General features: G+C 44.9%; 14 protein-coding genes. 11 read left to right on the forward strand and 3 right to left on the reverse strand.

Translation table 11 applies throughout. The features are described from left to right. Positions 1-15 precede the first annotated feature (15 nt). The 6 genes from hemA to kdsA all read left to right on the forward strand — a co-directional run bounded on the left by hemA (position 16) and on the right by kdsA (position 6,462). On the forward strand, positions 16-1,290 hold the full coding sequence (gene hemA / locus MHN00_RS15015) for a glutamyl-tRNA reductase (RefSeq protein ID WP_014949017.1): 1,275 nt from the start codon (positions 16-18) through the stop codon (positions 1,288-1,290). A 15-nt stretch (positions 1,291-1,305) separates the two neighbouring features. Next, positions 1,306-2,391, forward strand: a complete 1,086-nt coding sequence (gene prfA / locus MHN00_RS15020) for a peptide chain release factor 1 (protein ID WP_168463541.1) — start codon at positions 1,306-1,308, stop codon at positions 2,389-2,391. Between the two features lie 36 nt (positions 2,392-2,427). Beyond that, positions 2,428-3,267 carry a peptide chain release factor N(5)-glutamine methyltransferase gene (gene prmC / locus MHN00_RS15025; protein ID WP_239301626.1) on the forward strand — a complete coding sequence of 280 codons (840 nt, stop codon included), beginning with the start codon at positions 2,428-2,430 and terminating at the stop codon, positions 3,265-3,267. A 153-nt stretch (positions 3,268-3,420) separates the two neighbouring features. Continuing rightward, entirely contained in the window at positions 3,421-4,983 is a 1,563-nt protein-coding gene (locus MHN00_RS15030; RefSeq protein ID WP_014949020.1) for a response regulator, read from the forward strand. Positions 4,984-5,221: 238 nt separating this feature from the next. Continuing rightward, positions 5,222-5,587, forward strand: coding sequence for a SirB2 family protein (locus tag MHN00_RS15035; protein ID WP_239301628.1), 366 nt, complete (start codon positions 5,222-5,224; stop codon positions 5,585-5,587). Positions 5,588-5,607: 20 nt separating this feature from the next. Beyond that, complete coding sequence (gene kdsA / locus MHN00_RS15040) at positions 5,608-6,462, forward strand: 3-deoxy-8-phosphooctulonate synthase (protein WP_061485402.1); 855 nt, start codon at positions 5,608-5,610, stop codon at positions 6,460-6,462. A gap of 62 nt (positions 6,463-6,524) precedes the next feature. Here the strand turns inward: kdsA and MHN00_RS15045 are convergent, their stop codons facing one another. Next, complete coding sequence (locus tag MHN00_RS15045; protein WP_014949023.1) at positions 6,525-6,803, reverse strand: hypothetical protein; 279 nt, start codon at positions 6,801-6,803, stop codon at positions 6,525-6,527. A gap of 216 nt (positions 6,804-7,019) precedes the next feature. Between MHN00_RS15045 and MHN00_RS15050 the strand changes: the two genes are divergently transcribed. The 5 genes from MHN00_RS15050 to fusA all read left to right on the forward strand — a co-directional run bounded on the left by MHN00_RS15050 (position 7,020) and on the right by fusA (position 12,480). Beyond that, complete coding sequence (locus tag MHN00_RS15050; RefSeq protein WP_014949024.1) at positions 7,020-7,922, forward strand: transcriptional regulator GcvA; 903 nt, start codon at positions 7,020-7,022, stop codon at positions 7,920-7,922. Position 7,923: 1 nt separating this feature from the next. After that, positions 7,924-8,616, forward strand: a complete 693-nt coding sequence (locus MHN00_RS15055; protein ID WP_239301630.1) for an alpha/beta family hydrolase — start codon at positions 7,924-7,926, stop codon at positions 8,614-8,616. 35 nt (positions 8,617-8,651) lie between these two features. Further along, entirely contained in the window at positions 8,652-9,119 is a 468-nt protein-coding gene (locus MHN00_RS15060) for a DUF423 domain-containing protein (protein WP_239301631.1), read from the forward strand. Next, positions 9,112-10,209: a 23S rRNA (cytidine(2498)-2'-O)-methyltransferase RlmM gene (gene rlmM, locus MHN00_RS15065; protein WP_239301632.1), complete on the forward strand. Its 1,098-nt coding sequence runs from the start codon at positions 9,112-9,114 to the stop codon at positions 10,207-10,209. The genes MHN00_RS15060 and rlmM overlap by 8 nt, the downstream gene beginning before the upstream one ends. A gap of 183 nt (positions 10,210-10,392) precedes the next feature. Continuing rightward, on the forward strand, positions 10,393-12,480 hold the full coding sequence (gene fusA / locus MHN00_RS15070) for an elongation factor G (RefSeq protein WP_039225640.1): 2,088 nt from the start codon (positions 10,393-10,395) through the stop codon (positions 12,478-12,480). A gap of 113 nt (positions 12,481-12,593) precedes the next feature. Here the strand turns inward: fusA and cynS are convergent, their stop codons facing one another. Together cynS and MHN00_RS15080 are read right to left on the reverse strand one after the other, a co-directional pair. Then, entirely contained in the window at positions 12,594-13,043 is a 450-nt protein-coding gene (gene cynS / locus MHN00_RS15075) for a cyanase (protein WP_014949029.1), read from the reverse strand. An 18-nt stretch (positions 13,044-13,061) separates the two neighbouring features. Continuing rightward, on the reverse strand, positions 13,062-14,972 hold the full coding sequence (locus MHN00_RS15080) for a protein phosphatase 2C domain-containing protein (RefSeq protein ID WP_239301633.1): 1,911 nt from the start codon (positions 14,970-14,972) through the stop codon (positions 13,062-13,064). Positions 14,973-14,993 lie beyond the last annotated feature (21 nt).

Raw genomic sequence — 14,993 nt, forward strand, 5'->3', positions numbered from 1 at the left:
CCAGCACAGATTTTAATGACTTTACTCGCCCTCGGTATTAACCACAAAACAGCACCAGTAGCACTTCGCGAAAAAGTGGCCTTTACACCAGATTCTCTGGTGGAAGCGCTTGCGAGTTTAAAAAAGCTGGAAGGCGTAGATGAGTCTGTCATTGTATCGACCTGTAACCGCACTGAGCTATACGTCAATACTCAAGACGACACCGGCCAAAAGCTTCTACAATGGTTAAGTGACTTCCATCACTTGGATGTAGAAGAGATTGCCAATAACAGCTATGTGCTCGCGCAGGATGAAGCGGTAAAGCACATTATGCGTGTAGCCAGCGGACTTGATTCACTGATTTTGGGTGAACCTCAAATCTTAGGTCAGGTGAAGCAGGCGTTTGGTGATGCAAAACACTCAGGTATGGTGAGCAGCGAATTTGATAAGCTGTTTCAACATACGTTTTCGGTGGCGAAGCGAGTTCGCAGTGAAACAGATATAGGTGCAAACGCGGTAAGCGTGGCATATGCAGCCGTTCAGTTGGCCAAGCATATATTCGCTGAACTACCAAAACGTTCAGTGTTATTAGTGGGAGCTGGCGAAACCATTGAGCTTGTGGCTCAACATTTGAAAGAGCAGGGCGTGAGCTGTTTGGCGGTGGCGAATAGAACCGTAGCCCGCGCAGAGGCCTTAGCCGAAACACTAGATGCGAGTGTGTTTACCTTATCGCAAGTGCCAGAGCACTTAAAAGACTTTGATATCGTGATAAGCTCTACCGCTAGCCAACTGCCCTTAATTGGCAAGGGGATGGTGGAGAAAGCCCTTAAACAGCGCAAAAATATGCCGATGTTTTTGGTGGACTTGGCGGTACCACGAGATATTGAGTCAGAGGTTAACGAGCTAGGCGATGCCTATCTTTATACTGTTGATGACCTGCAGCATATTGTTCAGAAGAATTTAGAAAACCGCGAGCAAGCAGCAAAAGAAGCCGAAAAGCTCATAGACAAACAAGCTGGCGACTACATGACGTGGAAGCAGTCGCAGCAATCGATAGATTTAGTAAGACAGTATCGCCAAAAAGGCATGGCACAGCGTGACGATATTGTGGAAAAAGCCAAAGCGCAATTAGCGGAAGGTAAAAATGCCGAAACGGTATTAGAAGAAATGGCGTATAAATTAACCAATACGCTATTGCACCCAACAACCTTAGCGTTACGCGAGGCTGCCATGCACGATGACCCGGCATTGAGCCGATGGATGGGACAGGCATTAGATTTATCTGACTTTTCGTCAGACGATAATAAATAAGGTAATAAGAAGCATATGAAAGAGTCGGTAGTTAGGAAACTCGAACACTTAGTCGAGCGTTTCGAAGAAGTTCAGGCGTTGTTAGGCGACCCTGGAGTTATCGGCGATCAGGATAAGTTTCGCAACTTGTCAAAAGAGTTCAGTCAGCTAGAAGATGTAGTGGCAGGCTTTAATGCTTATCAGCAAGCACAAGAAAACTTGGCTTCAGCGCAGGAAATGCTGAATGAAGACGACGCCGACATGCGCGAGATGGCGCAGGAAGAGATGAAAGATGCCAAGGCGGAAATTGAACGCCTTGAAACTGAACTTCAGGTGCTACTCCTGCCAAAAGACCCTAACGATGATAACAACTGTTTCTTGGAAATTCGCGCTGGTGCGGGTGGTGACGAAGCGGCAATATTCGCAGGTGACTTGTTCCGCATGTACAGCCGTTATGCCGAAAGTCGTGGCTGGCGTGTAGAGTTGGTTAACGCCAATGAAGGCGAGCATGGCGGTTATAAAGAAGTCATTGCGAATGTTAGCGGCGATGGCGTGTACGGCGTATTGAAATTCGAGTCGGGCGGTCACCGCGTACAGCGTGTACCAGAAACCGAATCACAAGGCCGTATCCATACCTCGGCATGTACTGTGGCGGTATTACCAGAAATTCCAGAGTCGCAGGCAATTGAAATTAACCCTGCAGAGCTTCGCATCGATACCTTCCGTGCATCAGGTGCGGGTGGTCAGCACGTTAACAAAACCGACTCGGCGATTCGTATTACCCACTTGCCAACAGGCTTGGTAGTGGAATGTCAGGACGAGCGTTCACAGCACAAAAACCGTGCGAAAGCGATGTCGGTACTTCAAGCGCGCTTAAATCAGATTGAAGAAGAGAAGCGAGCAGCAGAAGAGGCTTCTACTCGTAAGAGCCTAGTCGGTAGCGGCGACCGCTCCGAGCGAATTCGTACTTATAACTTCCCGCAGGGACGTGTAACCGACCACCGTATCAACCTGACTATTTATCGTTTAGACGAAGTGGTGGAAGGTGACCTTAAGCAGCTTATCGACCCAATTTTGCAAGAGCATCAGGCCGATCTGCTGGCCTCTCTGTCTGACGAATAACGCTGTCTTGTTACACAAACTGTTTATAGAAAAACAATGCGCATAGACAACGCCTTAGCATGGGCTGCTGAACAACTAGAGGGTGGGGAGTCACCCTCTGTTGATGCAAAAGTCATGTTGGCGAACATTCTAGGTAAGTCACAAACTTATCTATTCACATGGCCTGATAAAACCTTGGACGCCGCCCAGAAAGCGCAATTTGAAGCGGATGTGGCCAAGCGTAAACGGGGTGAGCCCGTGGCGTATATTATCGGCAAGCGTGATTTCTGGACCCTGTCACTGTTTACCTCGCCAGATACCTTAATTCCACGACCGGATACTGAAGTATTGGTTGAGCACGTGCTTAATTGGGCAAATCAACAATCCTCTGCACCCTTATCAATCTGTGATTTGGGAACCGGTACGGGCGCTATTGCGTTGGCATTAGCGAGCGAACTGCCAGAAGCATCCGTTACTGGCGTAGACTACCAAGCGGGGGCGGTGAAGCTTGCTACCCGCAATGCTCAAGCTAATAGCATAGCCAATGCGCATTTTGTGCAAAGTGACTGGTTTAGTGCGCTGGCAGGTCAAACCTTCGACATTATTGTTTCAAACCCACCTTACATAGAAGAATCCAGTCCATACCTTAATGAGGGCGACGTGCGTTTTGAACCTAAAACAGCATTAACCTCGGGCACTGACGGCCTAGACGACATAAAACACATCATCAATAGCGCGCCGCAATATCTCAATAAAGGTGCCTTACTTGCATTCGAACACGGCTTTGACCAAGGGGTTGCGGTTAACGCTTTGCTCGTAGATGCGGGATTTGTAGACGTCAAAACTGTTAAAGATTACGGCAACAATGACCGTGTAACGCTAGGACAGTGGCAGTAGGTTTTAACCTCCAAAGAAGTTATCTTTTCTGTAGTTATCAAAATTTAATTGCAAACTTGCTAATATTTTGTTTTACATTAGTATCTATTAAGCGGTTGTAAGACCTCAAAAAGCACTAAGTTAAACAATCTCTTACACTACAGGACGTACCAGATGAATGATGACTTTCTTTTCGCAGAAGATGACGATGAAAATGAAGTAGATGATCTGGGTAGCTGGAAAGTACTCATTGTTGATGATGAACCCGAAGTACACGCCGTTACCAAGCTGGCGCTAAATGACTTTAGTTTAAATGGCAAAACCCTTGAGTTTGTTAGTGCCTATAGCGGAGAGGAAGCGAAGGCCATTTTCAAAACCCATGATGATATCGCCGTTGTGTTACTTGATGTTGTTATGGAGACTGATGACGCCGGTCTTAAAGTGGCGGAGTATGTTCGTAACGAATTAGACAATCATTTCACGCGTATTATTTTGCGTACTGGACAACCTGGCCAAGCCCCTGAAAAAGATGTCATCATTAATTACGACATCAACGACTACAAGTCGAAAACCGAACTGACCGCGCAAAAACTTTTTACTGTTATCATTGCAGCGCTCCGCTCATATCGAGATATTATCGTTATCGAAGAAAATAGACGCGGCCTTGAAAAAATTATAGATGCGTCTGTGGATTTATTTTCCTCCCGTTCCCTCGAAAAGTTCATGCAGGGCATCATTCAACAGCTGGCGTCTATTCTGGGCTGTTCAAAGGATGCAGCCTACATTACTACAGCGGTGGCAACTACATCGCGTACTATTAATACCAGCAACAACAAACTGGGTGACGACGAACTATATGTTTTTGCTGGCAACGGTGAGTACGCCAGTAAGGAAGGGGTGCCTTTAAAAGACGCGATTAGCGCACAAGAATATGCCCTGTGCGCAAGAGCCATGCGCGATAAGCAAATTGTTTATGCAGAAGATCACGTTGTGGCTTATTGCAACAGTAAAAGCCACAATGGCGCACTCTTGTACTTGTCAGGATTACCGAGACGAATAGGGGAAAGTGATCGTCATCTGGTAAAACGCTTTTCAGACAGTGTTCAGCTTGCTTTTGACAACGTACTTAAAACCGTAGATGTTGAAGCGACGCAGAAAGAAATAATTGAGCGTTTAGGTCGAGCGTTAGAGCATGAGTCAAATGCATCAAATAATCTCACAAGAATGGTTGAAATGGCGCAACTGTTGGCAGAAAAGGTTGGGCTGAACGAGCAAGACATCCACGCATTACGCCTTGCCGTGCCACTCCATGATATTGGGACGTCTATAGTGCCTAAATCTATTTTGCACAAAACGACGCCGTTAACCGAAGAGGAAGTATTTAAAATACGTCAGCATGCTGAATTTGGTTACCAGATCTTGCGAGATTCAAGCCGGCCCACTATCCAACTTGCAGCAATGTTAGCAAAGCAACATCACGAACGCTGGGATGGAAAGGGATATCCAGACGGGCTTAAAGGCGAAGAAATTGATATAAAAAGCCGTATTGCCACGTTAGTTGATGTGTTTGATGCACTGTTAAACGCAAGGCCGTATAAGCCAGCGTGGACAATTGATAAGGTTGAAGCCGTATTGAAAGAGGAAAGTGGCAAGCACTTCGACCCTGATTTAGTTCAGTGTATGCTAAATGACCTTCCGGCCTTTATGGCAATTCAAGCTCAATTCCCTGACGCATAATGATTTATTTCTCCGTTATTTACGTACTGTAATACGTTACAATAACAGCCTCTAAACAGGCGCCATAATTAAAACGAAGGCAGGTGCTACATGCACCTGTTTTTTTGAGTCTGCTACTCGTATTCTGAGTCTGTTGAATTTTGCATTGCTGTAAAACTAAATCGGCTTAATTAACACCTGTGTTAAAGTAACCAGAAGCAGCCTTACTATCTAATAAGAACAGGAACACATTATGTACATGATGGCTAAACACCTTCACATGACCGCCGTTGGCTTGAGCATATTATTTTTTGTCTTTCGCTTTATATGGAGTCAATTCGACGCTACAGCACTTAGCAAAAAATGGGTTAAAATTCTCCCTCATATCATTGATAGCGTGCTATTAGCCAGCGCAATTTGGCTATGCATTATTTTGTCTCAATATCCTTTAGTTAATGCATGGCTCACATTTAAAGTTGTGGGCGTGGTGCTGTACATAGTGTTTGGATTGTTTGCATTGAAAAAAGCCAAAACAGCGTTAGGCAAATGGAGCTTTTTCGTAGCAGCGCTTGTTGTGCTTATGGCAACGGCTATGGTTGCTGTAACCAAACAACCTCTTTTTTAAGATTTAATTGGAAATAGATAATGTCTGAATCTCAACAGATTATTAATGTAGGTAACGTTGACGTTGCCAACCACTTGCCGTTTGCTCTGTTCGGTGGAATGAACGTACTTGAGTCTCGCGATCTCGCTATGCGTATTGCAGAACACTATGTTGAAGTAACGCAAAAGCTCAATATTCCGTACGTTTTTAAAGCCTCGTTTGATAAAGCGAACCGTTCATCTGTGACTTCTTACCGTGGGCCTGGCATGGAAGAAGGGTTGCGTATTTTTGAAGAAATTAAGTCGACCTTTAACGTTCCGCTTATCACTGATGTGCACGAACCGCACCAAGCAGCTCCCGTAGCTGAAGTGGTGGATGTTATTCAACTGCCTGCTTTCTTGGCGCGCCAAACCGACCTTGTGGTTGCAATGGCAAAAACCGGTAGCGTTATCAATGTGAAAAAGCCTCAATTCTTAGCACCGCATGAAATGCGTCACATCATAGGAAAACTAGGCGAAGCGGGGAACGATAAGGTTATTCTTTGTGAGCGTGGTAGCTGCTTTGGATATAACAATTTAGTTGTGGACATGCTTGGCATGGACGCAATGAAAGAATATGCCCCAGTAATATTTGATGCGACTCACGCACTTCAAATGCCGGGTGGCCGAGCGACGTCTGCAGATGGTCGTAGAGCGCAAGCTGCACAGTTGGCCAGAAGTGGTATGGCATTAGGTTTGGCAGGGCTATTTATAGAAGCGCATCCTAACCCAGATGAAGCACTATGTGATGGGCCTTGCGCACTGCCGTTGGCAAAATTAGAGCCTTACTTGCAGCAGATGAAAGCACTAGATGAATTGGTGAAAGGTTTTGACGCGTTAGATACAAGTAATACCTAAGCTAGTATTTGATGGCGTATGCCGGTGCAAGCACCGGCATGCGTATCAGGTGTGTGAGTTGCTTATTCCGCTTCAGAAACGTTTACGCGCTCTTCACCTTTTGTCATTGCTAATAAGTTCTTGTGAAGCTGAACTTGCGTCTCTTCAGCTAAAATCGCTTTAGACTGCTTTTTCACAACAATGTGCGCATCGTTTTCTGGCAGTACTTCGGCCATTTTTACGCTGGTCATTGCTGTGTTGATTAACGATTGTAGATTGATCTTTTCTGGTTGTGCGTTAGCATTTGCAGCAGCGCTTACAAAAGCCATTACAGAAACACTAGCTAAAAGTAATTTTTTCATTTTCACACCTAATAAAAATAATTAAATAATTGTTGATGAATGTTAAAATGTTTAACAAATGTTCATCATAAAATGCTGAAATTAAATGTTCTTTTTTAATTTCGGGTAAATTATAGTCAGTGGGTGGTGAAAAATAAAACGAGTAAAAGTATGGGTTGTCATTAGAAAAACTAATGAATTTGTCATGCTTCGGTCACACTGGATTAAAAACGATATATGCATCGACGTTTACCCCCTCTCAACGCCTTGAAATCGTTTGAAGCGGCTGCTCGCCATTTGAGCTTTACTAAGGCTGCCGATGAGCTGTTTGTTACGCAAGCTGCCGTTAGCCACCAGATAAAAGCGCTTGAAGATTTCTTATCGATGAAGCTATTTCTTCGAAGAAATAGAACCCTGCTTCTAACCGAAGAAGGTCAAGCTTATTTTCTTGAGCTAAAAGATATCTTCAAAAACTTACAAGATGCGACAGAAAGGCTACTTGCGAAGGGCAGTAAAGGTGCTATCACGGTAGCGATGCCGCCCAGCTTTGCGAGCCAATGGCTGGTACCCCGTATTCATAAGTTTAGCTTGGCGCATCCAGACATCGACGTACGCATCAAGGCAGTTGATTTCGATGAAGGCTTCTTAGAAGACGATGTAGACGTTGCGATATATTACGGTAAAGGTCGTTGGGCTGGTCTTCAAGCCGACCAGCTACATCGAGAGTTTCTAACTCCGCTTTGCTCTCCAATGCTTTTTCAAGGCCCCAAACCTTTATCCAGCCTGTCTGACTTAAGGCACCACGTGTTGCTTCACGACTTAAGCCGTACTGCATGGAAAAATTGGTTGAAGCATGTAGGTGTGGTTGGCGTAAACGTTAACCAAGGACCGGTTTTCAGTCACTCCATGCTAGTTTTGCAAGCCGCTGCACTCGGTCAAGGCATTGCGTTGGGTAACACGGTACTTGCAAGGCCGGAAATTGAAGCGGGAAGGCTAGTTATGCCGTTTGAAGAACGAGTGGAGAGTCGCGATGCGTTTTATCTCGTGTGTGAGGAATCACAGGCTGAACTAGGTAAGATTGCGGCATTTAGGGACTGGATTTTAGCGCTGGTCGAAGCTGAACAAGAGGACTTGTTGTAATATGACTAAGTTGAACACCATTGCTGAACAGCCTAGTTTTGACATTGAATTGCATGAAGCCGATAAGCCCTTAGCGTGTTTGATACTAGGCCATGGAGCCGGCGCCGGTAAGGAACATGAGTTCATGCAAGACATTGCGAAGGAACTTGTTGCTAGAGGTATATCAACCGTTCTTTTTAACTTTCCCTATATGCAAACCATAAAAGCTACCGGTAAGCGTAGGCCTCCCGATAAAGTCGATAAACTTATGTCACATTTTACTGCGGTGATTGAAACCTGCAGCAAAGATAACAAAGACTTGCATAACTTGCCTGTGTTCATCGGTGGAAAGTCGATGGGCGGGCGTATGGCGACCATGGTGTACGAAGCGGTGAGCAATGTAAAAGGCGCGATAGCGCTGGGCTATCCGTTTCACCCTCCTGGTAAGCCAGAAAAAACACGAACCGAACATCTGCAAACGGCGTCTAAGCCTTTGCTTATTATTCAGGGTGAACGAGATACCTATGGTACAAAGAGCGAAGTAGAGGATTACAAAAAGCGCAGCGTATTATCTACAGACATTGAATGCGCCTACTTAGACGACGGCGATCACAGTTTTAAGCCTCGCAAAGCAAGTGGCAAAACGCAGGAAGAACATATTGTTACCGCTGCCACGCTTACCGCTTCTTTTATTGAAGCCCATTTAAATAATTAATGGTTAATTAGAAATCAGAGCGAAAGACTAATTTAATGAAAACTGAAAAATTTAGGTTTGCCACCGTTGCTAAACCTTATCTTATTATTGGCGCATTGCTAGCGGGCCTTTCTGTCGTGCTAGGTGCGTTTGGCGCACATGGTTTAAAAAGCGTCTTAACTGCACAGCAGCTCAACACGTTTGAAATTGGCGTGCGTTATCAAATGTATCACGCATTAGCCTTGCTGATTTTGCCTGCGCTGTCAGGCGTTGTCTCATCGACGTGGGCAAATCGGGTAGCGTTTTGTTTCGTTACCGGTACGGTGTTGTTTAGTGGAAGTTTATACGCGCTAGGAATAAGCAGCATAAAATGGTTTGGCCCGATAACCCCTTTGGGTGGCATGTTCTTTATTATCGGTTGGGTGTTGTTAGTAATTGGGCTGATAAAGGGTCATGATTTAAACAAGCAACAAATAGAAGAGCAGAACAAAACTCACCACATGCCGGGGGCAGGTAATGTCTAACACCAGTATTTTAGGTTATTGCCGACCTGGTTATGAAAACGATACGGCTAACGAGCTTACCTCTCGTTACGGTGAAGCCCAGTGTTATGGCTACCCAGTATCTAAGAAGAACAGTGGCTTTGTACTTTATCATTTATATGATGCCACGCAGCTTGAGCAAACCATTACCCAGTTTGCTGTTCACGACAGTATCTTCCCTCGTCAACTGGTGGCTGTTTTTGCCACGCTAAACGATATAGAGAAAGAGGACAGGGTAGGGCAAGTGCTCGAGGCTTTGAAAGAGGTAGAAAAACCATTTCAAATTTTTGGCGCCATAGACGTCGAATACCCAGATACAGAAGAAGGTAAAACCCTCGCAAAGTTCTGCCGAAAGTTTACTGTTCCTCTTCGCCAAGCCCTAAGAAAAGCGGGATGGCTCACCGCAAAGGAAAATTTAGGTAAACCAAAGCTACATATTTTCTTTGAGTCATTTGAGATTTGCTATATTGGCTATACATTACCCAGTCATGCTAGTGGCGATCACTTGGGTATTTGCCGGTTAAAGTTCCCAAGTGATGCGCCGAGCCGCTCGACGCTTAAACTTGAAGATGCTTTAGTGAATATGCTGAGCGACAAACAGCAGGCTAAGGTACTTCGAAGCGGTGGACGTGCCGTGGACCTAGGTGCATGCCCGGGTGGTTGGACATATCAGCTGGTGAAACGCGGAATGTATGTTGAAGCTATCGACAATGGACTTGTAGCCGATAGTTTAATGAACACGGGCTTGGTTGAACATCACGCGGCAGACGGGTTTACCTATCGACCACAATTTGGTCGTGTAGATTTGCTGGTATGTGATATGATAGAGCAACCCGATAGGGTAGCTAAATTGATGGGTGATTGGTTAGTTAAGCACTGGGCAACGCACGCAATATTCAATTTAAAGTTACCTATGAAACAACGTTATGAAACTGTAGTTGAAGCCATGACGTTGCTAAGAGGCCGATTAAATGCCTTGGAAGATGCATTTGCGGTGAAGGTGAGGCATCTCTACCACGACAGAGATGAAGTTACAGTAACAATTGTTCGCACTTCAAAAGATGAGGTGTGATTTTGTTATTTTTCAAAAAAGTGTCATTAATTAATAAGTTATTGATACTTAAAGAAAAGAATTGATGGTGGCGCGGATTTTAGCAAACGAATTTAAGGTTTATGCTAAAAAAGGTGTAAATCTGGTATAGAAATCCTTTATAATCCGGCCGTTTTTTTACTCTGAACCAATGAAAGTGAACTAATGTCAGACTTATCTCATTACAGAAACATTGGTATTTTCGCCCACGTAGACGCGGGTAAAACTACCACAACAGAACGTATCTTGAAGCTTACTGGTAAAATCCATAAAACTGGTGAGGTTCACGATGGTGAATCAACAACTGACTTCATGGAGCAGGAAGCTGAGCGTGGTATTACCATCCAGTCAGCGGCAACAACCTGTTTCTGGAAAGATCATCGCATGAACATCATCGATACTCCGGGACACGTTGACTTTACAGTTGAAGTATATCGTTCACTTAAAGTACTAGACGGCGGTATCGGTGTATTCTGTGGTTCTGGCGGTGTTGAGCCTCAGTCAGAAACTAACTGGCGTTATGCTAACGAATCAGAAGTTGCGCGTGTAATCTTCGTAAACAAACTAGACCGTATGGGTGCAGACTTTTACCGTGTAGTTGGCCAAGTTAAGAAAGTACTTGCTGCTAACCCACTAGTAATGACGCTTCCAATCGGTATCGAAGACGAGTTTAAAGGTGTTGTTAACCTTCTAGACATGAAAGCGTACATCTGGGACGATTCAGGTCTTCCTGAAAACTACGAAGTTGTAGATATCCCAGCAGATATGGTTGATAAGGCTAACGAGTACCGTGAGCAACTAATCGAAACTGCTGTTGAGCAAGATGACGACCTAATGATGGCTTACATGGATGGTGAAGAGCCGTCTCTAGAAGACATCAAGCGTTGTATCCGTAAAGGTACTCGTGACCTAGCGTTCTTCCCAACATACTGTGGTTCTGCATTTAAGAACAAAGGTATTCAGCTAGTTCTTGACGCGGTTGTAGACTTCCTTCCGTCTCCAACAGAAGTTGATCCACAAGATCTAACTGACGAAGAAACGGGTGAGCCTACTGGTGAAGTTGCAACAGTATCTGTTGACGAGCCGTTCCGTGCACTTGCGTTCAAAATCATGGACGACCGTTTCGGTGCCCTTACGTTTATCCGTATCTACTCTGGTAAGCTAAACAAAGGCGACACTATTCTTAACAGCGCAACGGGTAAAACTGAGCGTATCGGCCGTATGGTTGAGATGCACGCTGATGAACGTACTGAACTTACTTCAGCACAAGCAGGTGACATCCTAGCTGTTGTTGGTATGAAGAACGTACAAACTGGTCACACACTATGTGATCCTAAGCACCCATGTACACTAGAGCCAATGATCTTCCCTGAGCCAGTAATCTCGATTGCTGTTAAGCCAAAAGACAAAGGCGCTAACGAAAAGATGTCTATCGCTATCGGTAAACTAGTAGCAGAAGACCCATCTTTCCAAGTTGAAACTGACGAAGATTCTGGCGAAACCATCCTTAAAGGTATGGGTGAGCTTCACCTAGATATCAAAGTAGACATCTTGAAGCGTACTTACGGCGTTGAGCTAGAAGTTGGTCAACCTCAAGTTGCTTACCGTGAAACTATCACACAAGCAGTTGAAGACAGCTACACGCACAAGAAGCAGTCTGGTGGTTCTGGTCAGTTCGGTAAGATTGATTACCGCATCCGTCCGGGCGAAACTAACTCTGGCTTCAAGTTCACATCTACTGTTGTGGGCGGTAACGTTCCTAAAGAATTCTTCCCTGCAATCGAAAAAGGTTTTGCAGGTATGATGGAAGTAGGTCCTCTAGCGGGCTACCCAGTACTAGACGTTGAAGTTGAGCTATTCGACGGTGGTTTCCACGCAGTTGACTCATCAGCAATCGCGTTCGAAATTGCAGCTAAAGGTGCATTCCGTCAGTCAATGCCAAAAGCAGGTCCTCAAATTCTTGAGCCTGTGATGAAAGTTGACGTGTTCAGCCCAGAAGACAACGTTGGTGACGTAATCGGTGACCTTAACCGTCGTCGTGGTATGATCAAAGACCAAGAAGCTGGCGCTACTGGCGTTCGCATCAAGGCTGACGTACCTCTATCTGAGATGTTTGGTTACATCGGTCACCTACGTACTATTACATCTGGTCGTGGTCAGTTCTCTATGGAATTCAGCCACTACTCAGCATGTCCTCAGAACGTAGCTGACAAAGTAATTGAAGAAGCGAAAGCGCGTAAAGCTGCTAAGTAATTAGCCTTTGCGAACGTAAGCTGACCTTGGGTTAGCTTACGCTTCAAGAAATACTAAAAAGCCGGTCGCATGACCGGCTTTTTTTATGTCGAGTGTCCCATCCTGAAATACGTTTAGTACATCTTATATGGCAGAAACTTACCTGACATAACTACGCTGACACGGTCACCTTTAGGATCGTTTTCGCGCTGTAAATCCATAGAAAAATCAATGGCACTCATGATGCCGTCGCCAAACTCTTCATGAATTAATTCCTTTAATGTAGTGCCATACACACTCACCAATTCATACCAGCGGTAAATAAGTGGGTCGGTAGGGACTTCTGTGGGTAACGAGCCTTTGTAAGGCACGATTTGAAGCCAGGCAATCGCTTCGTCGGTAAGCTCAAGTAACTCACCCACGGCTTCAGCTTGCTGTTTTGTCATGGCCATTTGTCCTAAGCAAGCTGCTGTACTCCATTCTTTTGATTGACCAACAACTTCGGCAATCTGGCTCCACTTTATGCCTTTTAAAATTTTGGCTGACTGGATCATGTCGGTAACTTGGGTTCTCGATGTAATCATTTACATTTCCTTAAAGGGTTAGTTAAACAAAATGAGCGTAACTAGATTGCTAAAAATAAGTACCAGTATTAGCACCTTGTACACAAAAAGAGGGTGTCGTTTTACTAACGGCTCGTATGCCGTATGTTGTGATGGATTTGGGTAGCGAAGCGAAAAAAGAAACTCAGATAGTGAAGAAAATCGCTTGTCAGGGTTCACATGCAAAGCACGTTTAAGAGCGCTATCAACCCAATTAGGTATTGGCCGATTAGGAGCCAATGCGGTTTGGTATTTTAACTTTTTCTGCTCGGCCAACGTGCGACAGTGAGCGAGCTTTGTGCCATAGGGGTAACGCCCGCACAAGAGATAGTAGGTGAGTACGGCTAAGGAAAACAGATCAGAGCGCTCTGTGCCTACATTTCCTAAAAAGTATTCAGGTGCGGAAAAAAGTGCAGCGCCAGGAATAGGTGTGTCACTATAGAGGCTTGGTGCATCGGCTAAGGCTGCTGAACCCAAATCTATAATAGTACAGTGCCCTTGTTCGCTAATAATAATATTGTCAGGGCGTATATCCCTATGAACAATGCCCTGACGGTGCATTGCCTGTAAACCTTTACCAACCTGCTCGATTATATTTCTAACTTGCTCTAATGGCGGCGTAGGATTATCAACAGCCCATTGAGCTAGCGTTTGACCTTGTACATATTCACTTACGCTGTAAAAAGCAGAAGGAGAGTACGGTAGACCCAAATCAGTAAACGTTGGGCTTTTAATAACGTGTGCCGAATTAATCCGTCTCGAAAACCAGCTCTCTATTAGGAACCCATTTACCATTTCTGGTGATAGGGTAAAGTCGGTAGCCGGCGTTTTTACAACCACAGGGCTGTTTCTGTGCGTAGCTTCACAAGACGAATTGGTGGCAATAAAAACATGGCTTCGGGCCGACGTATAAAGCTGTCGTTCTAGCTTCAGTCCATCAACATCATCACCCGTCTTAAAGTTTGCGGCAGCAGGCTCTTCGCATACATGTTCATCAGACTGCTGATTTGAGTAATGAATCGCAGCATCAGAAACCTCAGAATTGGTTATCAGTTGGTTGCCCAACGGCCTGTTAAGTACAGATGAATGAGGTGAAGTTGAAACGCCTGTATACAGTGGGTGTCTGTGATCGTCTAGGCCATCATGGCTAGCTACAAGAACCTTTACGAGAAGTAAGGTGAGGTTGTCATCGCTTCCTCTAGTAAATGCCTCATGTACTACCAACGCAGCTTGGTTTTCAGAAAGCGTATCGGCCTCACTGATTTTCATAAGAATGGTGGGTAGCGAAACAAACTCATAAACGCCGTCGCTACTTATCGAAAACGTGCTCGATGAGTTGAGGGTGAGTGTTGTGTGGTCGATATCTATATGTGCTTGAACGCCTAATGCTTTAGTAAGATAACTCTGCGAAGGCTCACTTTCCGATACTTGACGATGAGGTTTTGTGAGTAAGACAGGCGACTGTGCGTTCTTAGAAATAGCCTGAATTTGACAATCCCCCACATGAAATACATCCATGTGATTGCCTGTTACCACTGCCACTGTTAACGTGCACACATAACCTTTTTCTGGTGTATAGCAAAAGGGACTTCTTTGCGTACGTGTGTAAAGCAACGCGTTTATCTCTTTAATAATGGTTTCAGCGCGCGTCTTAACCGACCATTGTTCCGGCGCTATTTTAAACAGTTTAATAAACTGACTGGTAGCAAAGTCGCTAGCAACCTGGCTAACCGTACTGCTACTTACACCGTCAGCGATAACAAAAACGCTGCTTTGATTTGGGTTATCAGAGACATGGAAAGCGTATGCATCTTGGTTTATCGCTTTAACGCCGGCTGTAGAAAATGCACTTACACTGAGCGTGTTAGCTGGTGGGTTAATTGGGGCGTTTAACGCGGCTCGCTCATTCATGTTTAATTGCTTCTTACCTGC

The organism is Alteromonas sp. Cnat2-8 (assembly GCF_022348355.1).
Taxonomy (GTDB): Bacteria; Pseudomonadota; Gammaproteobacteria; order Enterobacterales; family Alteromonadaceae; genus Alteromonas; species Alteromonas macleodii.